The 19,485-nt window shown below is 37.0% G+C and carries 29 protein-coding genes, 1 pseudogene and 1 riboswitch; of the genes and pseudogenes, 29 read left to right on the top strand and 1 reads right to left on the bottom strand.

From position 1 onward, the window contains the following. Positions 1–122 precede the first annotated feature (122 nt). Complete coding sequence (locus tag BVG16_RS22560; protein ID WP_078501439.1) at positions 123–1,331, bottom strand: IS110 family RNA-guided transposase; 1,209 nt, start codon at positions 1,329–1,331, stop codon at positions 123–125. 393 nt (positions 1,332–1,724) lie between these two features. Between BVG16_RS22560 and BVG16_RS22555 the strand changes: the two genes are divergently transcribed. The 29 genes and pseudogenes from BVG16_RS22555 (at position 1,725) to BVG16_RS22430 (ending at position 19,140) form a co-directional block, all read left to right on the top strand. Then, positions 1,725–2,810, top strand: coding sequence for a CHAP domain-containing protein (locus BVG16_RS22555; protein ID WP_233147146.1), 1,086 nt, complete (start codon positions 1,725–1,727; stop codon positions 2,808–2,810). A 189-nt stretch (positions 2,811–2,999) separates the two neighbouring features. Beyond that, positions 3,000–3,593: a class I SAM-dependent methyltransferase gene (locus tag BVG16_RS22550; RefSeq protein WP_078501438.1), complete on the top strand. Its 594-nt coding sequence runs from the start codon at positions 3,000–3,002 to the stop codon at positions 3,591–3,593. A gap of 97 nt (positions 3,594–3,690) precedes the next feature. Continuing rightward, the gene (locus BVG16_RS22545) at positions 3,691–4,071 is read left to right on the top strand and encodes a DUF402 domain-containing protein (protein WP_233147141.1); all 381 of its coding nucleotides are present in this window, start codon (positions 3,691–3,693) and stop codon (positions 4,069–4,071) included. Positions 4,072–4,230: 159 nt separating this feature from the next. Then, complete coding sequence (locus BVG16_RS22540) at positions 4,231–4,578, top strand: DUF4181 domain-containing protein (RefSeq protein WP_078501437.1); 348 nt, start codon at positions 4,231–4,233, stop codon at positions 4,576–4,578. 300 nt (positions 4,579–4,878) lie between these two features. Further along, positions 4,879–5,214, top strand: coding sequence for an aminoacyl-tRNA deacylase (locus BVG16_RS22535; RefSeq protein WP_269845612.1), 336 nt, complete (start codon positions 4,879–4,881; stop codon positions 5,212–5,214). 68 nt (positions 5,215–5,282) lie between these two features. Further along, complete coding sequence (locus BVG16_RS22530; protein WP_078501436.1) at positions 5,283–5,648, top strand: hypothetical protein; 366 nt, start codon at positions 5,283–5,285, stop codon at positions 5,646–5,648. A gap of 171 nt (positions 5,649–5,819) precedes the next feature. Beyond that, positions 5,820–6,212, top strand: a complete 393-nt coding sequence (locus BVG16_RS22525; RefSeq protein WP_144027455.1) for a hypothetical protein — start codon at positions 5,820–5,822, stop codon at positions 6,210–6,212. Positions 6,213–6,581: 369 nt separating this feature from the next. Beyond that, positions 6,582–6,743 carry a hypothetical protein gene (locus BVG16_RS32915; protein ID WP_158081757.1) on the top strand — a complete coding sequence of 54 codons (162 nt, stop codon included), beginning with the start codon at positions 6,582–6,584 and terminating at the stop codon, positions 6,741–6,743. A gap of 190 nt (positions 6,744–6,933) precedes the next feature. Next, on the top strand, positions 6,934–7,506 hold the full coding sequence (locus BVG16_RS22520; RefSeq protein ID WP_078501434.1) for a histidine phosphatase family protein: 573 nt from the start codon (positions 6,934–6,936) through the stop codon (positions 7,504–7,506). A 251-nt stretch (positions 7,507–7,757) separates the two neighbouring features. Next, positions 7,758–7,853 (top strand): competence inhibitor ComI, encoded by a 96-nt coding sequence (gene comI / locus BVG16_RS33455; protein ID WP_233147139.1) that lies wholly within the window; start codon positions 7,758–7,760, stop codon positions 7,851–7,853. Positions 7,854–8,262: 409 nt separating this feature from the next. Beyond that, positions 8,263–8,781 carry a hypothetical protein gene (locus BVG16_RS22515; RefSeq protein WP_078501433.1) on the top strand — a complete coding sequence of 173 codons (519 nt, stop codon included), beginning with the start codon at positions 8,263–8,265 and terminating at the stop codon, positions 8,779–8,781. 207 nt (positions 8,782–8,988) lie between these two features. Continuing rightward, positions 8,989–9,477: a GNAT family N-acetyltransferase gene (locus BVG16_RS22510; RefSeq protein WP_332888802.1), complete on the top strand. Its 489-nt coding sequence runs from the start codon at positions 8,989–8,991 to the stop codon at positions 9,475–9,477. 180 nt (positions 9,478–9,657) lie between these two features. Beyond that, on the top strand, positions 9,658–10,260 hold the full coding sequence (locus BVG16_RS22505) for a class I SAM-dependent methyltransferase (protein WP_078501432.1): 603 nt from the start codon (positions 9,658–9,660) through the stop codon (positions 10,258–10,260). Positions 10,261–10,298: 38 nt separating this feature from the next. Continuing rightward, entirely contained in the window at positions 10,299–10,757 is a 459-nt protein-coding gene (locus BVG16_RS22500; RefSeq protein ID WP_078501431.1) for a GyrI-like domain-containing protein, read from the top strand. Positions 10,758–10,827: 70 nt separating this feature from the next. Next, positions 10,828–11,172, top strand: coding sequence for a RidA family protein (locus BVG16_RS22495; RefSeq protein ID WP_078501430.1), 345 nt, complete (start codon positions 10,828–10,830; stop codon positions 11,170–11,172). A gap of 166 nt (positions 11,173–11,338) precedes the next feature. Then, positions 11,339–11,894 (top strand): annotated as a pseudogene (locus BVG16_RS22490) (N-acetyltransferase family protein). A gap of 243 nt (positions 11,895–12,137) precedes the next feature. Then, the gene (locus BVG16_RS22485) at positions 12,138–12,512 is read left to right on the top strand and encodes a VOC family protein (protein ID WP_078501429.1); all 375 of its coding nucleotides are present in this window, start codon (positions 12,138–12,140) and stop codon (positions 12,510–12,512) included. 14 nt (positions 12,513–12,526) lie between these two features. Beyond that, a complete protein-coding gene (locus BVG16_RS22480; protein WP_078501428.1) occupies positions 12,527–12,895 on the top strand; it encodes a DUF6508 domain-containing protein in 369 nt (122 codons plus the stop codon). A gap of 43 nt (positions 12,896–12,938) precedes the next feature. Further along, a complete protein-coding gene (locus tag BVG16_RS34070; protein ID WP_408635366.1) occupies positions 12,939–13,151 on the top strand; it encodes an NUDIX domain-containing protein in 213 nt (70 codons plus the stop codon). 82 nt (positions 13,152–13,233) lie between these two features. Next, on the top strand, positions 13,234–13,398 hold the full coding sequence (locus BVG16_RS34065; protein WP_408635365.1) for a hypothetical protein: 165 nt from the start codon (positions 13,234–13,236) through the stop codon (positions 13,396–13,398). A 62-nt stretch (positions 13,399–13,460) separates the two neighbouring features. After that, on the top strand, positions 13,461–13,904 hold the full coding sequence (locus BVG16_RS22470) for a helix-hairpin-helix domain-containing protein (protein ID WP_078501427.1): 444 nt from the start codon (positions 13,461–13,463) through the stop codon (positions 13,902–13,904). A 229-nt stretch (positions 13,905–14,133) separates the two neighbouring features. Continuing rightward, positions 14,134–14,562, top strand: a complete 429-nt coding sequence (locus BVG16_RS22465; RefSeq protein WP_078501426.1) for a GNAT family N-acetyltransferase — start codon at positions 14,134–14,136, stop codon at positions 14,560–14,562. Positions 14,563–14,571: 9 nt separating this feature from the next. After that, positions 14,572–15,018: a DUF6678 family protein gene (locus BVG16_RS22460; RefSeq protein ID WP_078501425.1), complete on the top strand. Its 447-nt coding sequence runs from the start codon at positions 14,572–14,574 to the stop codon at positions 15,016–15,018. Between the two features lie 53 nt (positions 15,019–15,071). Then, entirely contained in the window at positions 15,072–15,425 is a 354-nt protein-coding gene (locus BVG16_RS22455; RefSeq protein ID WP_078501424.1) for a DNA-binding protein, read from the top strand. A gap of 85 nt (positions 15,426–15,510) precedes the next feature. Beyond that, entirely contained in the window at positions 15,511–15,981 is a 471-nt protein-coding gene (locus tag BVG16_RS22450; RefSeq protein ID WP_078501423.1) for a hypothetical protein, read from the top strand. 27 nt (positions 15,982–16,008) lie between these two features. Continuing rightward, on the top strand, positions 16,009–16,869 hold the full coding sequence (locus BVG16_RS22445; protein ID WP_078501422.1) for an aminoglycoside phosphotransferase family protein: 861 nt from the start codon (positions 16,009–16,011) through the stop codon (positions 16,867–16,869). A gap of 69 nt (positions 16,870–16,938) precedes the next feature. Then, entirely contained in the window at positions 16,939–17,679 is a 741-nt protein-coding gene (locus BVG16_RS22440; protein WP_158081756.1) for a class I SAM-dependent methyltransferase, read from the top strand. A gap of 78 nt (positions 17,680–17,757) precedes the next feature. Further along, positions 17,758–18,468: a 5'-methylthioadenosine/S-adenosylhomocysteine nucleosidase gene (gene mtnN / locus BVG16_RS22435; protein WP_078501420.1), complete on the top strand. Its 711-nt coding sequence runs from the start codon at positions 17,758–17,760 to the stop codon at positions 18,466–18,468. A gap of 117 nt (positions 18,469–18,585) precedes the next feature. Further along, positions 18,586–19,140, top strand: a complete 555-nt coding sequence (locus tag BVG16_RS22430) for an NUDIX hydrolase (protein WP_078501419.1) — start codon at positions 18,586–18,588, stop codon at positions 19,138–19,140. A gap of 77 nt (positions 19,141–19,217) precedes the next feature. Beyond that, positions 19,218–19,371, top strand: a riboswitch (adenosylcobalamin (AdoCbl) riboswitch). Positions 19,372–19,485: the final 114 nt, after the last annotated feature.

Genomic DNA, 19,485 nt, shown 5'->3' with positions numbered 1-19,485 from the left:
TAAACCAGCTAATCAAAGTCAAGATTCAACAGATTTAAGATTTCAGAACTCCAAAGAATGCAGACTCAAATAAGCCTACTGCAAGAAGCGAGTTAATGGTAAAATATAACTATTAATATCCGTTATTTGCTCTGAAAGGGCGCGTCGTTACTCAAAATTCCGTAAATCATGCGCAAAAGCTTGTTTGAAGTCGCCACAATGGCAACTTTGGCAGGTTTGCCTTCAAGTCGTTTTTGCTGGTAATATTGCCATAGAATCGGATTTCGAGGGCCGTGGATTTGCTTTGAGATACCCCCAACTGTTGCTTGGTAGAGCGCTGTACGGAGATATGCAGAGCCCCGTTTTGAGATACGATTCTGGTTTGCTTTAAAGGTTCCTGACTCGTAAACAGATGAATCCAGCCCTGCAAAAGCGGTCAACTGTTTCACGGAAGGGAACCTTTTTATGTCCCCAATTTCAGCGTGAATCATTGCCGCAGTAATCGGCCCCACCCCAGGGATCGATCGTAGTAGGTGGTAGGCAGAAGATTCTTGAACTAAGGATTCCATTTGTTTTTCGAGTGCTGTAATTCCTTCTTGGTAAGCCTTGAATAACCCTATGAAATTCTGCATTGCAAATATATGCGCCTGAGATCCACACGGATCAGGAAGGCTACTCCGCGCAATTCCCAGAAGCTGCGCGTATTTATCTTCATTCCAAGTACGACCTCTTCGATTCAGCATAAGAATGGTTAATACGTCCTCTTTGTCCGCAGTCAGTAAAGCTGAGGGGGAAGGGAATTTAGTGAGAAGCTGAATGGATGAAGGGTTGAAAATGTTCTGAAAAGCCTTGTCATAGCCCGGAAAAGCCAAATCCAGAATGGAACGGAATTGCAGCTGAACTTCACCAAGAAGAGCTTTCCATTGGGCATGTTGGCGACAGAGAAACCGTAGTTCAGTGACCTTTTCATCCATTGGCATGATTGGCGTACCTTCCCCTAAATAGAATGCATTAGCAATTCGAATTGCATCAATAGGATCGGTCTTTACCTTACGAGTAGAGCGCTTTTTGAGCTCATGAGTCGTTAAGGGGTTTAACAAGAAAACGGGATACCCGTGCGAGAAAAAGAAAGAAGCAATAGGCTTCGAATAATTACCAGTCGCCTCCATAACGACAGTTGGTCGCAGCGTTGTAGATTCTTCAAGCTGAACAAGAACTGAAAGCAATGACGAAACATGATCAGGTGAATGGGAGAAAGAGAAGGGCTTTTTCACTTGTACGCCATAGGAAGTGAAGGCAGCGGCAACGCTCTTCCCCTTCGCAATATCGATACTTAAAACAGGTTGATTCATATGACCTCCTTGGATGACACTAGGACCCAAAACAAATGCTCTCCACAGGTTGGCACGGTGATACGGGCTCTAGGCCCAACCAGCTAAATCGGGGTATGAACATTGCTAGGGCTGAAACACTTTATGTGACGAGATCTAAGTCCCAACACCACATTCGTTCTTAACCCAGTGCTAATCTTTTAAGTATAAAAGAAAAGCTCATCCCCGATGAACTGGGATGAGCTTAATATACCAACACCTTATCTACGATGCGGGTTACGCCCTTGGTTCGTGAAAAGTGGTAGAAAGGGAAGTTGAATCAGCGAACAACCCTGCGAGGCTAAGTCCGTTGAGCCGGCGCGATGCGCCTTAAACCTCTCGGGTTCGTAGAAGTGAGGAGGCAAAGATTTGACAGTGAGTGAACGAATGGGAACAAAAGCAAATAAGCGACTTGACAGTGTTCGTGTACTTGTTCAAGAAATGATCGTGTCAATGGTTAGCGTACTCCAGAGGCAGGAAGCGTGTGTTCATCTGAACGGAGTGTCCACCTTTGCCTCAATGCTTGCAAAGAAAAGAGGTCAAAATCAGGAATTGGCAGCAATCATAGGATTACTTCACGATTATTATTTCTATAAAACTGGAATAAATGAATTTCCTGGTCCGAACAGTGCTGATACCTTAAGACCTCTATTAAGAGAAATGAATATATTTACCAAAGAAGAGCTGACCACAATTCTAAAAGCAATCTTCCATCAAGAGGACAGAAGTAGGGTCCATGGTCCATATGAAGAAATCGTCAAGGATGCTTATGTGCTGCAGTTGTACTTTCAGAATACGCGCCGTATCTTTTCGCAGCAGGATGCCAGTAGACTCCGGAATGTGTTTCGTGAATTGGCAATTCCAGAAGATTTTTCGGACGAGATGGATTACAGTGACAAAAGAGGGATTCTCGAAAACCCAGACAGACGCAGCAAGTTGGCTGATATTGCCGAAGCACTCGGGAGTGAGAACATCATTGGCATACCGGGAGATGAACGATATCGAGAAATCTGTAAATATTGGCCTGATCAAGGTATCTATAAAGTATTACAGAGCAATTGGTGCGCTGCATTCGTGTATCACTGTTGTATGCAAGCTGGATTTCAAATGCCGATTCGATACCCGAATGGTAATTATCGCTTAGCTGGTGTAGGGGCTTGGTTAGAGTGGGCGCAGTTACCTGAAACCGGATTTCTTTGTTTTGATGGGCAGAAGGGGTTTATTCCTCAACGCGGTGATATCGTGATCTACGAAAAATTGCTGACGGATGACTCACACGATCATATAGGCATTGTTTTAGCATGTGACGATAAAGAAATACAAGTTGCAGAGGGGAATAGAGATAATCAGAATTACTCCAGTGTTTTCTACAGGGATAGGTGGCGTTGCATTCTTGGCTATATCCGTATCGCCAATGACTACCAATTTCATTTTAACGGCGATTACAATCCAATTACTTAACACCGTATCTACGCTGCAGGGGTTACGCCCCTTGGTCTGCCCGAAGATAATTCGGGGGAGCGAATTCAGGTAGACAACCCTGCACTGGCTAAGTCCGTCGGACACGTAGCTGGCGTCCCTTAAGCCAATCACTGGTCGGGAATATAACAACGTTATTGGAAATCAGCAAAATTAAGGGAGAGGATTTTCATGAAAGATATCATTGATTACTACGAAAGGTATGACGAAGACGGGAGACTAATGAAGGACAATTATCATCGGACTGAATTTTTATTAACGTTAAGGTTTTTGGATCCTTATATGATTCCAGGAAGTAGTATTCTGGACGCTGGCGCTGGAACAGGACGATATTCATTTCATCTTGCAGAGAAGGGACATATGTTAACGGCATTAGATTTAACGCCTAAGCATGTGAAACTAATCCAAGAAAAAGCGAATGATTTAAATCTTGAGTCTCGGATAACCGCTTATTTAGGAAACGTAATGGCAATGGAAGGTTTTGAGGATCATTCATTTGATGTTGTGCTTTGCATGGGACCGCTTTATCACCTAAGCAATTTGGAAGAATGGAAGACTTGTATGAAGGAATGCCTAAGAGTGCTAAAACCTGGAGGAACGATTGCCGTAGCATATGTTAATCGCGCTGGGGCTTATCTTTATAAAATCAAGCGGAATCCTGAAGTACTTATACAACAAGCACCGATTACTGTATTAGGTACGGATGGATACTTAGATGATGGATGTTTTTTTGCTCAACCCCAACTGAAATGGAAAGTTTTATGAGTCAGTTTTCACTGAATAAGATCGAACATGTTGCAACAGATGGTATAAGTGCGATTATGCAAGAGTCTGTAAACCAAATGAATTCGAATCAATTTGATTGTTGGCAGGAGTATTTATATTTGACGAATGGAAAACCGGAACATTTAGGCACAAGTTTGCACAATCTTTTTATTGCAAAAAAATGAACGCATATGTGGATATATCCAAGAGTATTGGGGTTAGTGAACAAGGAATACCGTTTTGGGACGATCTTTATTTAGATGTAGTCGTTTTTCCTAATGGGGATTTCAATATAAAGGATGAAGATGAGCTCGAAGAGGCTTTAAATAATAATCATATTAAAGAAGATGACTATAGACTGGCAAAAAGCGTAATGAATGATTTAATTAAAGAAATCAACGCAAAAGAAAACGCTATTATTAAGAACAGTCTGAAACATTTTGAAATCATTTTGATGGCTTCTCAAGGAACGTATTAACATCCAATTACACCGTATCTACACTGGAGGCAAGCCCCCTTAGTCTACCCAAAGTAACATACTTCAGAAAAATATATACTAGCCAATAATTCATAGATACTTTTCAGCCAACGAAGTAGGATTACGAATTAATACTCTGTATTATTAGGGAGGGATTTAATGGGGATTGCAATTGGATTTATATGTATAATTCTCTGGTTTTCTCATTTAATTTTGAGAATATGGATTATTGGAAGTGAAAAAGAAGAACTTACTGAGGAGGGAAAGGAAGTTAGTTTCTCGGGTAAGATTATATTTGCCCTCATTGGAATTATTACTGTCATTGTTATTATTGTTACAGATAACTCACAAAGTGATGTTATGAAGTGGTTTTGGATGTTATATATAATCACGGCACTGGGCTTTCAGTCATTTATAGATTGGAATTATCGAAAGGGTTCAAAACAATATGTTGTTTCACTTATAGTACTAGTCCTTGGTGTAACATTAGTGTATTTTCTTTTCTAGTACTTAGAATATTTCAAGCTGATGGGCATGACTTAATGGTATCGTGAAGAAATGCACTTAAGCTAAAGGAACACAATAGTTAAAGATAACTAAAATTGAGATTCTTACAAAGAAGACACTGACATCGTATAACAGCGTTTTTCTGCTTCGTTGCACTCGCTACAAAATCCAGAAGAGAGTAGGAAGACTATGGATAAGTTAATTGCAATTCTGGTGAATCACCAAGTTGATTATGAAATCATAAATCATAGTAAACAAATTAATACGGCTCAAGAAGGCGCAGAGTATTTTGGTATTTAAATTGGACAAACTGCCCCGACTTTGATTTTAAAGACAGAAAAAGGCTATTACTCACTGATCATTTCAGGTGACTATGGGCGTGTAGGATTGGAATCATTAAAAAAGCTATTAGAGGTACAAGAGATTAAATTGGCCAAACCACAAGAAGTTGAACAAGTTACTGGGAGTAAGATTGGAAGCGTATCATTAATTAATCTAGGCTTACCTACAATTATTGATAGAGAATTATATCGATTTCCATATGTTTATGGGGGCACAGGTGTACCACAGACGACATTAAAGATTTCTCCAAAGGATATAGAAAATTTAAATGAAGTAATTGGATACATACGTTAAGTAAAATGTTTGCTGAAGTACATGAATAGATATTAAAAAATCTAAAAACTCTAAGAGGTATGATTAGGATGAAATTAGAATTAGTAGCATTGAAAATTCCATCTGGTTGGAAAGTTGACTTTAATACGTTTTGTAGGGTTGATCTCGATGATATTAGGAAAGAAAGTGACTTGCTATGGGAATTAAATGAAGACATATTACAAATGTCGAATTTGCATTATAACGTAATTTTAGATTTGGGTTGGTATCCTGCACACAATATTGATGGCAAATATACATTAACGCTTGTCAAGCAATCAGAGGATATGGATACACTAACAAATAACTGGGGAAAGCCAATTTTACTTTTTAAAACTAGAAATATAGATGAAGTAATTGAAAAGATCAATTCACTATTAATAAGAGTAGCAGAAGGACAAATAAAGATCTCATAAAATGTTTTGATTGAGAATCAGGTACATCAGCTAACTCCGCATTCACGCATATCGCTGTCGCTCTCTAGGTCCCCCGAGGAGTATGAAGCAGAGAAGAAGATCCAGGGGACAACCCATCATTACCTAACCACGTCGCAACCGGACAATATATTTTTTGGGGGGATTCAGGAAGTGGGGAGAAAACTATTTTTTATTTTCATTGTCATCTTATGCTTAATAACCATCGTAAGTTGTAGTAATAATAAAGAAGTTACTTCTGAGGATATTGCCAACATAAGATTGGAATTAAAAGAGCAGAAAGAAGAACTTAACGGAATACTGTATACGTTAAGATTACAGAACAAATCTAGACAAATTATAGTACAGAATAATGTATATTTAAGTTTTCCTATTAAAGTTGTAAACGAGACTAGAGGAAATGATTTTAAAATCGAAGCTAAAAATAATAAACTAAATATTAAACCAGGAGAAGAATTACTTCTTACAGTATTTACTCCTAAGGAAATGTATAAAGGAAATAATAATATTGATATAACAGAACCTGATATCGTAAGGGATATATAAGTGAAGTAACTGAAATAAATCAATTCCATAAAGGTGGAGGGTATCGAGCTATGGTTGGTTTTTAAGGGGAAAGACTACGATGTGTCCTGTATCATATAACACCGTATCTACGCTGCGGGCTTTGCCCTTGGTTCGTCGAAGTGGTAAGCAGAGGAGGAACAACCTTGCGAAGCAAAGTCCGTTGGACCCGGTCGCTGATGCTCCCTTATACTTCCCTGATTCGTGATACAAGAACGTTAGATGAAAGTAAGCAAGGACAAATGAGTAATTAAAATCCCCATTAATCATGCACTCTCCATTTTCTCCATAATTGGAAACAAAAAGCGATTTAGATCGTATAAACATCAAATACTTTTCTGGAGGTATGACATGGATAATAAATATAACCCATTTGAAGATAAAACCATTCATACAACTCAGCCTGGTAATATTCCTGATGATTCTGATCGACAAGGAAAGATTTTCTCGGAGAATCAGGTACATTCAAAACCTATGTGTAAATACCTCGAAGAAGGCGTAAACACCCAATAACACCATATTAACGTTGCTTCGATATCGCTAGGGGGAATTTCGGAGAAGTTGAAGAAGGCGGACAACCACGCGAACCTACCGCGCAGCGGTCAGCACTACGTGCCTTAAGGTTCTTGGGTTCCTGAATGCAAGAAAAGGTTATAAGAAGTCACAGCTATTTATTATTTGAGTGTATTCCACGGAGGTTTTTATGAAAACTTATATTTACATGGTGAGGCATGGCGAATCACCAAAAACAGAAGGAAATGAGAGAACACGAGGGCTTACTGACAAAGGAAGGTCGGATGCCAACAAAGTAACTGAATTATTGATAGATGAGGGAATAGATACGTACGTTTCAAGTCCATATCGTAGAGCTATCCTAACAATTGAGGAATTAGCTCAGTCATTTGATAAAGAGATATTAGTTTTTGAAGAACTAAGAGAAATGATTTTTTTAAGTGATGACAAGGTTATGGCTGATAAGGAATTGTATCCAACTGTAAAGAAGATGTTTTCTGACTCGAATTTCTTATTACCTGGAGGGGAATCTAGTACGATTTGTCAGAATCGTTCTGTAGCAGCTTTGAAAGAAATTCTAAAGAAGTATAAAGGACAGAAAGTCGTAATAGGAACTCATGGCATGGTAATGACATTGATGATGGGATACTTTGACAGTAAATACGATTTTGATTTTTTAATACAGACTTCGAAACCCGATATATATAGGATGGAATTCGATGATGAAGATTTAATAGAAACAAAGAGATTATGGAAAGACTGATTTAAATGTAAATCGAAGAAGGGTGTGACTTCATATAACACCGTGTTCCCGCAGTGTCTAGGTCTGTCCGAGGCATTTTAAGCCATCGGTTCAGGAACACAACAAATATGAAAGTGATGCAGAATATAATAATCATAAAAAACAAATTCAAATCTATGAGAACACTTGTGCGCAGATGGGAAGAAAGGTAAAATATAGATAACAATTGAATCTTGGGTGGGTATGGTTTCCCTTCGAAAGGAGGTGAAGCCATGGAAGTAAAAGATGCAATAACGATGATGTTCCTATTTGGAATGTTCATCCTTGCACTTTTAACCTACATTAATAATAACAACAAGAAAAAGTAAAATCCCACCCAATGGTTGACCGCCGAAGGTGGGATTTTATTCCTCTAAGACTTAGAAGGGATTAGTCCATCCAAGCCAATTGTACTGACCAAGTGTTTGTCGCACTTGGTCTTTAATAAATATATAATAACACACTTGAAAACATGTATCAAAACAGAAACTGAATAAAAGTTAAATAATAATAAAGAGCGCTGTTTAACGATACTCGAAGAAGGTATCTCATCATATAACACCGTTATCCTACTGCGTTGCGTCTGCTTCTTGGTCTGCTCAAGGTTTTTCAATGAAGGGGAATCTGGTAGACAACCCGGCGAGGCTAAGTCCGTCGGACCCAGTCGCTGCGCTCCTTTGAGCCTTTCGGGTTCGGGAACACAACTACGTTATGTGAAATCTCAATAAGGGGACCTAAATGAAGATAATAAAATACTTAATTACTTTATCTATTTTGTTTGTTATTACATCCTGTATGAATAATTCTGAACCCTTAACTAAAAATTATGAACATTTTAATGAACAGTCAGTTAAGTTTATCGAATCTAAACTAATTTTTGTTCCGGAGAATCCGACTTATATCCCTATTAATATAACAAATGAAACGGCGTCATTAGAATCATATGATAGTAAAGATGGGAAGTTTAAGGAAGTAGTATTTCATTATAGAAATACAGAAAAGAACCAACTCTATAATTTAATTATTACATTTGAAGAAACTCGCAAGATTTATAATGAAGATAATATTGCATTGGGTAAAGAAAGTCTAAATTTGAACAATAATATTAAAGGATATTATGAAGAAGATGGTACTGCCCAAACTCTATGGTGGATAAAGAATGATTTAACATACAGATTTGTATATTTCCTTTATCAAGGGCAGTCAAAGATAGATAAACAAGAACTGATAGCCTCAGCAAATTCAATGAAGAATTGAGACGTCACATATCACCGTTTTCACGCTGAGCGGCATCGTCGGTTGGTCCGACCGAAGCTGAAGAAGAGGATGTATTTGAAGTTTATCAGTAGGGATGCCTTATCAGTCAGCCACATCCATTCCCCTAAGATAAGAGCTTTCAAAGGGAAACGAACTTCGTCAAGTAAAAAACGTTAAACGAAACCGTCCAAAATCAAACAAAAGGAGATGAAAATCATTTACTCCTATAGAACCTTATCGAATGAAGACTTAGAAGCAATCTGTATGTTTCCACAATCAGTAGAAGAATTACTTTACGTAAGTCCAAAATTTAAATTCCCTCTATCTCCAAACCAAATAATAGAACTACTTGAGAATCGTGTTGAACCGACAGTTATAGTTCAGGAATACACGGGCGATTTAATTGCCTATGCTAATTTATATGGCATTGAAGAGGATACTTGTTGGTTGGGGAATGTAATTGTATCACCAAAGTATAGAGGTTGTGGCACGGCAGAAGTCCTGTTGAACGTAATGATAAATAAAGCTAAAGAAAAGTATGGTATTAAGAAATTGCTGTTATCTTGTCACAATACTAATTCAAGAGGATTAGCATTTTATTATAAAAATGGATTTAAACCATGCGACATAAGAATAACAAAACTAGAAGACGACAAAAAAAAAATTGCAATACAAATGGAATTAATGATTTCCTGATTGTAATTCGAAGAAGTGAGTGGCAGGGAAGTGTAGCCAGCATACAATCCTACGAAGCTAAGTCCGTCGGATCCAGTCGCTTGAGCTCCTTTAATCTTATCCGGGTTCATAGATACAACAACGTTATACGACATGGGCATAGAGATATAAAAACATTATTAAAAAGGGGAAGGTATACTCATGAAGATTACTAGCACTCTCGAGCATTATGAAATGCTGATTGATGAGGGCAATGATCCATTACAAGACCCTCCATTATTACAAGCTTATATGAATAGATGGGATGGTCCAATTTTTTTTGATGCACTAAAAGCTGACAATAAAATCGTATTAGAGGTTGGGGTTGGAACAGGTAGGTTAGCTAACTCGGTTTTAAATGCAGGTTGTCAGTTTCTTGTTGGTATTGATATCTCAAAAAAGACTCTGGATAGAGCTAGGTCTAATTTAAGTGCATTTTCAAACATAGAGCTAGTAATGGCAGATATTAATGATTTTATTCGCCCCGGTACTTTTGATCTAGCGTATAGTGTATTGACATTTTTGCACATAGAAGATAAAGAGAAAACGATGCTTAATATTTACAATTCGCTTAAGGATAACGGATTATTTGTTTTATCGGTAAGTAAAGATGATGAGTGGTTTGATTATGGTAGTAGGAAGATAAAGCTTTACCCGATTGAATTGGATGAATATGTTCGTCTTTTTCTATCAACTGGTTTTCAAATTCAATCGATTCAGGAGACTGATAGTAAATATGCAACAATTATTATTGGCAAGAAATAATGGAGGTATCTCGAAAAAAATGCGAGAGGGTGATTCCTGTGAAAGTAGTCGAACTCAATGAAATGAAGTTAGTTGGTTTAAGAGTGGTGTGTCCTGGTGACCAATATGTCAATGAAATCCCTAAGGCTTCTCTTGTGCTTAAAGAAAGGTTGAACGAGATTAATGACGTTGTAAGGCCAATAAGACTTATTGGGGCATTTTTTGTTGGGGATTTCTCAGAAGAGGAAGATGGTTACTGGGTTTGTGTTGAAGTAAATACAAGTATACAGATTCCAGAGGGCATGGTTTCAGTAGTAGTCCCTAAACAAAAATATGCTGTCATAAGACATAACGGGTCATATTCTGATATTAGAAACACATATGAAAAACTACATCATTGGATCGAAGAAAATAAACTCGAAAGATTGCAGAAATCCTGGCATCTGGAGATTTCAGATGAGTGGGGACATAAGGAAATAAACAATATTGAGGTAGATCTGTATGACACAATTAAATAGATTCTGGGAGTTGTTTAGACAAGTCACTGATTAACGCAAATAATAATAAACGAATTGAAAGTGGTGTGTGATGAAAGAATATATTAAATCGGGGCTTCCATTAGCCTATTCAGATGCCGTGATAATCGACAAAACTATCTTTGTTGCAGGCCAAGGACCAGACAATTTAGATGTTGCTTTTGAAGATCAAATTGGACAAACCATAAAAAATCTTGAAAAGGTATTATTGAAAGTCGAGGCAAGCCTTAAAGATGTAGTTAAAGTAACGGTTATTTTGAATTACGAAAAGATAACCCCGCAGATGTTGGAAGAGGTTTATAAAGACTATTTTACAGAACCATATCCAGCTAGAACAGTATTCAATAGTGATATTGGATTCAACATTCAAATTGATGCTATTGCTGTGAAGAGTTAGATGGAAAACTAATATGAATCACTGATGAAGGATCAATGGAAATGAATCAACTAGTAAGACTTGATGAAAATAAATAAAAGAAAAATATGAAATCAGCTTAATAAATATAATGATTAAATTCTATGTAAATTATTTAATTTATTTCAAATCTTTAGGAGGGCGTTTCGTGTGCAACGTAGAAATAAGGCGACCGAGACTTGACGATGCTGAGGAATTACATCAATTTTTTAGGAACGTTATTGTAGATACATTTGCTAAAGAGAATTTATCAGATTTACTAGATGATATAGAAATGGAAATTGAGGCTAAAAAAAGTCTCTCGATATAGATTTTGAAAGTAATGGAGCGGACAAGTTTTTTTACTTGCAGTCACGAATGACCAAGTTATCGGAACCATTGAGTATGGTCCATCCAGTAACCTAATTAACGAATGCACGCATGGCACATTGAAAAAGTTGGTCGAGGTAGGAACTGTATTTGTACTTCCCGATTATCAGAAACAAGGAATAGGAAGATTGCTATTTAATGTAATGCTTCTGACCTTAAGAAATAGAGGAATAGAAGAATTTTGCCTTGATAGTGGATACGGTAACGCGCAGAAGATTTGGAAAAAGAAATTTGGAGAGCCTGATTATTTGTTTGAGAATTTTTGGGGTGAAAGAAATCATCACATGATCTGGAGAAAAAGGACAAGTGACATACCGATCGTCTTTAAATTATAATGGCGTAATTATTCAGGACTGGGCAAATACCATGGTTGCAATACTCTGAAAATCACGGAAAGCAATGAGAGCATTACCATGTTTATTGGAAGTGGACAACCCTACTAACCTAACCACGTTGTGGCCGGTTCCTCCGGAGCCTTAAGTTTCTCGGATTCGTGAATACGTAATACGTTATGTGAAACCTCGGTAACCATGAATACAATAATAACTTTGTAGAATTTCTAACAAAATGGAGAAGATATGATGAAATTTAATGGGATTTGCTTGATAACTGAAGATGTAACTTATCTAGCGGGATTTTACAAAGAGATTCTGCAAGCAGAGGCTGTAGGAGATGAAATTAATGCAAGAATTTTATTAGAAGGTAGTCATATCGATATATTTTCAAAACTAGGAATGGAGAACATGGCTCCAGGAAGTACTCTGAATGCTGGGTATGGTAGCTGCACGATTGAAATCGAAGTAGATGATGTTGATAAAGAATTTAACCGGCTAAGCAACGCAAATGTAATATTCGTAAAACTACCTGAGACCTATCCATGGGGAAGACGCTCTTTTTGGTTTAGAGACCCCGATGGAAACATTATAAATTTCTATCAAAATATTAATCCATGAGTGAGGCGTAGTCCATGGCATATAATTCAGTAATAACAAATATAGAGATGAATAAATTACTCAAGTACCTGGAGTTTTTTCAGAACCCCAATAGTATTTTTTACAATGAAATAGATGGATATAAATGTGAAACCCAAGAAGTTATGAGCTTTCGCGATTTAATGGTTTTTGATTGGAGTCAATGGATAAATGACAATAAGGTTTATAAAGACGTAGGAAACCGTATAGATGACAACTTAATGAATGTAGACTTAGAAACACTTAGGAAATTGATGACGAGCTATATTCGAGGAGATAGATTTAGTGAGGGATTATTTATAGATGTTATTTTAAATGGGACGATAGCGAAGATATTATTAAGGTTGAAAGAATTAAAAGATTGATAGTACTACTTCTCCTAAAATCTGTAGAAACATAAAAGGAGCAATGATGACAAAGCCATTATTGAGAGCAGAAGGAATCATATATGATAAAGATTTCAGAAGATTTTTAGTACAATGTGACAGAGAAGAGTCGTTTTATAGATTTCCAGGTGGAGCCGTGAAATTCGGAGAGACAGCAGGTGAAGCAATATCTAGGGAACTTATTGAAGAGTTTGATTTATCTATTATAGTTGAAACTTTAGCTGTAGTCAGTTAATGAAAGTGTTGTTGAGTATGACGGAAAACAAAGACATGATTGTACATTACTCCATTGGTGCAGATTACAGGATGATAAGGATATGCTAGATTTTAAATGGCATAAAGAACATGAAGGAATTCAATTAATATGGAAATCAATAGATGAATTAGCATCGAAACCATTATACCCTGAAGGTATTTTAGAAATCATAGAAAAAAAGAATCTTGATGAACAAAGTCGTATGATTATTAGAAAAACATATTAAATAGTCTAACGAAGCGACGATATCCGATAACACCATTTTCGTAAATAAGGTGGTTCATTTCAATGAAAAATAATAAAACACCAAAACTAGATTTGACTATATCTGAGAGATCGGCTTTAAGAAAATGCAAAATAAAAACGAGTGAGATAAAAGAATATTCAATACATCAGTTGAGCTCGTTATTAAGTATTTCAGTTCATAGAGCAAGGGATCTAAAAGCGTTAACAGAATTTCAGAGTATACCGTCTATTGGCCCAAAGTTTGCACAGGATCTAATGCAATTAGGTTTTTACGCCTTAGATGATTTAGTTGGAAAAGACGGGGCGTTTCTAATTGAAGAACTTGAACAATTACATGGAATCAGGATTGACCCGTGTGTGGAAGATCAATTTAGATTAGTCGTACATTATGCAAGTAATCGTGATAGTAATAAACAATGGTGGGATTTTACGGAAGAAAGAAAACAATATAGAGAACAATACGGATATCCAGTAGATAGACCTTAAAATGATATATAGCTAATTCTTGGAACTTAAATGACACCTGGCAACACGATATTCATGTTTCGATCTAATCTCCTCAGTCAGATCTATGTATTTCTAGGAAGTGGAATCGGGCAGACAACTCTACGAGGAGCGGCGTCGCTAATGCTCTAAAGTAAATGAAGATTCGCAAATTGATTAACGTTATCTTAAATTCTTAGAAAAACAACAGAAAGGAAAATAGGTGATTCATATGAGTTCATATTCTATCGTTAGCAGCACTAAAACAGAGATTGACTTTATTGAAGAGAAGATTGTTGAATATAACGAATCAAACGTATCTTTTAAACCCAAAGTTCCATTTGCTGAAATTAATAAGCATATTAAAGATGAAGATGGGAATATAATCGCTGGAATCAATTGTTTTGATTACGCATGGAAATGTTTATTCATTGACGCCCTGTGGGTGAAGCAAGAATTCAGAAAGAGTGGATTAGGATCACAGCTATTAACCGATGTGGAAACGATTGCTAGGAAATATGAAGTAGAATTAATTCATTTAGAGACATTTGATTTTCAAGCATTAGATTTCTATTTGAAGCATGGCTATGAGATCTATGGTGTACTGGATGATTGCCCCAAAAATCATAAACGATATTATCTGAAAAAAGTCTTAGAGTAAGGTGAAAGAATGAGCATAACGGATGAGCACAAAAAAAGAGTCATCGATGTAGTTACTGAGAAGCAATTAAGTTCAATCATGAATAATACGAAGTGGGAACGGCTTCAGAGCGCTGTATTAAATACATTGTCTTTTCCTCCTCCATATCAGGCAAAGTATGTATTGAATGAGGTACCCTCACCTGAACATTTTGAGAATGACGTTTGGTATCATGGTGATTGGATAGAGGGACTTATACCTTTTTACGCTGTTGAGTGGATAAGAGTCAGACCAAGATATTTAAGGCATCAGGGAAAGCTGCTAAAACCTGAAGTAATTGATATATCTAAAGAATTCCTCTCCATATTAAGAGATCTTAGAATTCCTTACAGATTAGACAATGACTCATATTTCATATATGGATATATTGCTGATCCCGGACAACTCATTTTAGGGAATTCCCCCTCGAATTCGTGAATGCTTTACGTTATCTGAATACGACAAGATCTAAATAATTGGAGGCTAATCCTTTGAAACCATTGAATTACAGCAATATTATTAGTTCCATAATTTTAGGAATTGCAATTATTATAGGTTGCCTCTTAATTAATAGCGATCTTCAAAAGGAGAAAATAAGTAATTCCCACGAAATTGTAAATCACGATAAACCTTTAATGACTATTCAAGAAACAGCTGAATACTTAAACATAACTGAATCACAGGTTAAAACTATTATTTCTACTGAAGAATCCATGTTAAAAGCAACGGGTTCTTTTACAGGAATGATGTTTCCAATAATTAAGATAGGTAACGAAGTATTTGTAAATACAAATGGTTTAAATGACTGGTTAAAAGAATCGACACAACAAAGAAAAGAATATTAAAAATTTTGAGAATTACTTAAAGAAGTAGAGTACTTCATAGAATATTGTAATTATTTGATGCGATAATCGCTAGGGGGTAACTGAATTGTTTCATTTTATGAGCTTAATTATCCCTATTGCCGTTTTTTTGCCCAATCTATTATTCTTTGTGTTGCCGCCTAGGAATGTCCCGATCCATGTCCTCAATAAAAGTAAATTCATCTACCATGCAGCTGAAGGGATGGGGAGAGTGGGTGTGATGGTACTCCCTATTTTCACAAGAATGCACCTCGATAAACAACATGAATGGATATCTTTCAGTGGAATGGTAGTTTTTCTGCTGTTGTATTATTCTGGATGGTTACGATATTTTAAAAGAAATAGAGATTATCAATTGCTCTTTGCACCCATGTTCGGAATTCCAGTCCCCTTGGCGATTAGCCCGATTCTATATTTTTTATGTGCTGCGGTGATTTTACACTCCTCTATATTATTTCTCAGTAGTTTAATATTGGCAGTTGGACATATTCCGATCAGTCTAAAAACGTACCATCAAATTCATCATGTAGATAAATAAGAAATCCTCGCGAAAGGAAGAGAAGCTATGACGGATCCGATGAGAGAGATTAACTGGTTGGCAAAATGCGACGAAATTGATTCCCTGATTGAACAAGGTAGTTCTTCCTTAACCTACATCCCCTTGGATTCTGGCCTTGAAGCAGAAGTGACAAAAATTTGCACTGATGAAACAAGCTTTGTATTAAAGGTTTGGAATAAGACTTCAAAGCCGGATGTTAAGCTGCAGTATAAGTTGTTAGAAGTTCTATATGACCAAGGGTTATCCGTTTCACAGCCTTTTGGATGGGGTGTGGATAAGAACAATAATCAGGTGTTATTAACCAGTTTTGATGGAACACCTATTCATAAATTGAACTCGTCCAAGCTTACGCAACTTGCAAAAATATTAATGAATATACATAAAGTTTCTTTAGAAGATTTGAATGGAGCGCTTCCAAAACATGATTTTATTCGCTATTTTTATCCTGGAATTGAAGAACATCTAGACATTAAGAATCTGCTTGTTCAGCTTGTTGAAAGTACGGTTATGAAGCAAGAATGTATTATTCATGGTGATTTTAATTTGGGTAATATATTGGAGGCAGAGGGGAAGTACACAATCATAGATTGGACGAACGGACAACTTGGTGATCCGAGGTATGATATAGCTTGGTCGATTGTTTTAATTCGGATTTATGTTGGGGAAAAACAGGGTTCCATTTATCGTTCTGCATATCTATCTGAAAATGTATATACAAAAGAAGAGCTAGAATTATTTGAGGCAATAGCTTGTCTGCGTTGGATAATACTACATAGAAATGGCTACCTACCTAAAACGGATAGCTCAACTCGCAGAGTAAAAAGCATATTGAAGAGCAGTGTTCACTTAAATGAAAACTTACTATAAAAGCGACTCCATGAAGGCGATCTTGTCCGTGACCTGGAGAGTATTAGTCCCATGCAAAGGAGCCTACTTATGAATCAAATGACACGCAATAAAGCCCTACAATATGCCAAGTATCGACTGCCTTATTCAGTAGAAGCCAGTACATTTGTCATTGAAAAAGCGGATGTAAGTCATGGTGTAGTCGCAGATATTGGTGCAGGAACGGGACTTCTCACGCAGCATTTTGTTGGCAATGTAGAGAAAGTGTTTGCTATAGAACCCGAATTTGAAATGCGTAAGATCTCTCATGAATTAATTGGGGAGAGACAAGATATCGAATACATAGCTGGAGTAGCTGAGGACACAAGGCTTCTTGACCAGTCGATAGATTTAATTGTTGCCGCTAATGCATATCATCGATTTAAACCAGAAGATACAATGAAAGAATTTAAAAGAATACTTAAACCGACTGGAATGTTAGCTATCTTCTCCTATGATGATAACAGTAATTTTTTGCGGGACACAATGCGTGTATGTAACATGGATCAATACAATAAACGATTAAATGCGACGAGGCATCAAGAGCCAGTCCAATATTTCTATGGAGATTCAACACCAAGTAGATATCTGTTTAAACAAGAGCATATCGAGACATGGGATGAATATTGGGGAGCAGTGATCTCCGGTATGGAATCACCAGATGAAAGTGAAGATTGGTTCGAAGCATTTCAGAAAGCACATGCGCAGCGATTTCATCAGCTGGAGACGAATGGCGTCATCACCGTGAGGTATAGTACAGAAGTATGGATAGGTCAACCGAAATATAGATAAGTACGTTTGTAAAAATGAAGGTGGGTAGCACAGAAACGTTTTCGGAAATCCGGGTAAATCGTAAATAAAGGAGTCTATATGAAGAAAATTGGTATAATCGCAGCGTGGGAGCCGGAACTTGAATATTTGTTAAATCAATACAAACCCATTAAAACGGAGTCAATTGCTGCTTGGACATTTCATACGCATCAATTCGCAAATTTACAGATAATTTCGGTCGTATCTGGCGTTGGAAAGGTGAAGACGGCAAGTTGTACGCAGCTTTTGATAACAAATTATAATCCAGACGAAATATATATGACGGGAATTTGCGGAGGGCTATCAGAAGTTGTTAGCGGTGGAGATATTATTGTTGCAGATAAATCCATACAACATGATGTAACAGACGCCGGGATCTCCAATGACCCGCTTGATGCCTACCTGGGAAGAAGCAGCATGATATATTCAACGAAAGAGATCATTTCTACGTTTAAAGAATTTACAAAAACGATGACTAATCGAGTATATTTTGGAACATTTGTATCTGGTGATCAACGAATACGCGATGATGAGTTAAGTTACAAGCTGATGGCAGACTTTGCAGCAATTGCAGTAGATCAAGAAATGGCAGCCTTCGCTCATGTTTGTTACCTGAACCAAATAGATTTTATGGGTCTAAAATCCGTATCAGATAAAGCAAATACAAATACGATAAATGATCAAAATCGATTTAAACAAATGGCTTGTACAAACGCATGCAAATTATTAATCGATTTTTTAGACTATAGGCAGGAAATAAAATGTCTTTGAGAGTGGTTTTCTTTTTGCGATAATTATCTGTGAAGAGAGAATATCGAAGCAATGATTTTTCCAGCAGTATCGAAAACACATATGAGGGTCATTCATTGAACACAGAGGAGACAAAAAATGATTAAATATAATTTATGCTTTATTAAGCAAGGGACTAAAATTTTATTGCTCAATCGAGAGTTTCCATCATGGATGGGCTGTTGGAATGGAGTAGGTGGAAAACTAGAGAAAAATGAACATCCTAGGTTATCTGTATTGCGTGAAATCTATGAGGAAACACAAATCGATTCCCCAAACATACAATTCAAGGGACTGCTAACGTGGACGATTTTGGAAAAGAATGAATGCGGTGGGTTGTATTTATATTTAGCTGAGTTACCTGAAGAGGCAGTCTATCAAACGCCGAAAAAAACGGACGAAGGGATTCTGGACTGGAAAGAGATAAGTTGGATATTACATCCAGAGAACTTCGGTGTTGCTGCCAATATTCCTAGCTGTATAGATAAAATGCTGAAAGATAAGCGATGTTTCCATCATCATTGTATATTTGAAGCGGGCAAAATGATCCAGCAAATTGCATTGGTGATAGATTCGGTGATTGAAGATGATGAAGCTCTGCGAACAGATTACTTGAGTACGTACATCATCGAAGAAGCCTGTGGTATCAGATAGACCCTTACAAGAATTTTAATCTTGCCATCCCATTTTAATATGCTATAATAAATTCGAATGATGATCATTCAAGTCATACGACAATACAAAAGTTTTAGACAATGGAAGTTTGGTGCAAATCCAACGCGGTCCCGCCACTGTAATAGACTGTAGGATCAGTCTTAAGTCAGGTCGTTTGTCTAGAAACTTTGAGAAAACTAACCATTTCGAGGCGAAAGTGGCTGGTTTACAAGTCTAGTGTGACGATTCTCGCCTTCTAGGCTTTTTTTGTGTGATCAGGTAATTCCGGCGAATGTCGGAAGGACCAGGCGATGGCGCCGAACAAGTACAATGTTGTACATGAGG

It is taken from the genome of Paenibacillus selenitireducens, assembly GCF_002021565.1.
In the GTDB taxonomy this organism is placed as follows: Bacteria; Bacillota; Bacilli; order Paenibacillales; family Paenibacillaceae; genus Paenibacillus_K; species Paenibacillus_K selenitireducens.
This window is presented reverse-complemented; position numbering and strand designations above follow the sequence as displayed.

Bases quoted from the DNA above. Each gene is read 5' to 3' on its own strand.
- comI (WP_233147139.1), top strand. From the start codon at position 7,758: ATGGAAGTAAAAGATGCAATAACGATGATGTTCCTATTTGGAATGTTC.
- BVG16_RS22495 (WP_078501430.1), top strand. From the start codon at position 10,828: ATGAAAGAATATATTAAATCGGGGCTTCCATTAGCCTATTCAGATGCC.
- BVG16_RS22470 (WP_078501427.1), top strand. From the start codon at position 13,461: ATGAAAAATAATAAAACACCAAAACTAGATTTGACTATATCTGAGAGA.
- mtnN (WP_078501420.1), top strand. From the start codon at position 17,758: ATGAAGAAAATTGGTATAATCGCAGCGTGGGAGCCGGAACTTGAATAT.
- BVG16_RS22460 (WP_078501425.1), top strand. From the start codon at position 14,572: ATGAGCATAACGGATGAGCACAAAAAAAGAGTCATCGATGTAGTTACT.
- BVG16_RS22485 (WP_078501429.1), top strand. From the start codon at position 12,138: ATGATGAAATTTAATGGGATTTGCTTGATAACTGAAGATGTAACTTAT.
- BVG16_RS22520 (WP_078501434.1), top strand. From the start codon at position 6,934: ATGAAAACTTATATTTACATGGTGAGGCATGGCGAATCACCAAAAACA.
- BVG16_RS22510 (WP_332888802.1), top strand. From the start codon at position 8,989: ATGAAAATCATTTACTCCTATAGAACCTTATCGAATGAAGACTTAGAA.
- BVG16_RS22560 (WP_078501439.1), bottom strand. From the start codon at position 1,331: ATGAATCAACCTGTTTTAAGTATCGATATTGCGAAGGGGAAGAGCGTT.
- BVG16_RS32915 (WP_158081757.1), top strand. From the start codon at position 6,582: ATGGATAATAAATATAACCCATTTGAAGATAAAACCATTCATACAACT.
- BVG16_RS22480 (WP_078501428.1), top strand. From the start codon at position 12,527: ATGGCATATAATTCAGTAATAACAAATATAGAGATGAATAAATTACTC.
- BVG16_RS22550 (WP_078501438.1), top strand. From the start codon at position 3,000: ATGAAAGATATCATTGATTACTACGAAAGGTATGACGAAGACGGGAGA.
- BVG16_RS22440 (WP_158081756.1), top strand. From the start codon at position 16,939: ATGAATCAAATGACACGCAATAAAGCCCTACAATATGCCAAGTATCGA.
- BVG16_RS22430 (WP_078501419.1), top strand. From the start codon at position 18,586: ATGATTAAATATAATTTATGCTTTATTAAGCAAGGGACTAAAATTTTA.
- BVG16_RS34065 (WP_408635365.1), top strand. From the start codon at position 13,234: ATGCTAGATTTTAAATGGCATAAAGAACATGAAGGAATTCAATTAATA.
- BVG16_RS22540 (WP_078501437.1), top strand. From the start codon at position 4,231: ATGGGGATTGCAATTGGATTTATATGTATAATTCTCTGGTTTTCTCAT.
- BVG16_RS22505 (WP_078501432.1), top strand. From the start codon at position 9,658: ATGAAGATTACTAGCACTCTCGAGCATTATGAAATGCTGATTGATGAG.
- BVG16_RS22515 (WP_078501433.1), top strand. From the start codon at position 8,263: ATGAAGATAATAAAATACTTAATTACTTTATCTATTTTGTTTGTTATT.
- BVG16_RS22530 (WP_078501436.1), top strand. From the start codon at position 5,283: ATGAAATTAGAATTAGTAGCATTGAAAATTCCATCTGGTTGGAAAGTT.
- BVG16_RS22465 (WP_078501426.1), top strand. From the start codon at position 14,134: ATGAGTTCATATTCTATCGTTAGCAGCACTAAAACAGAGATTGACTTT.
- BVG16_RS34070 (WP_408635366.1), top strand. From the start codon at position 12,939: ATGATGACAAAGCCATTATTGAGAGCAGAAGGAATCATATATGATAAA.
- BVG16_RS22445 (WP_078501422.1), top strand. From the start codon at position 16,009: ATGACGGATCCGATGAGAGAGATTAACTGGTTGGCAAAATGCGACGAA.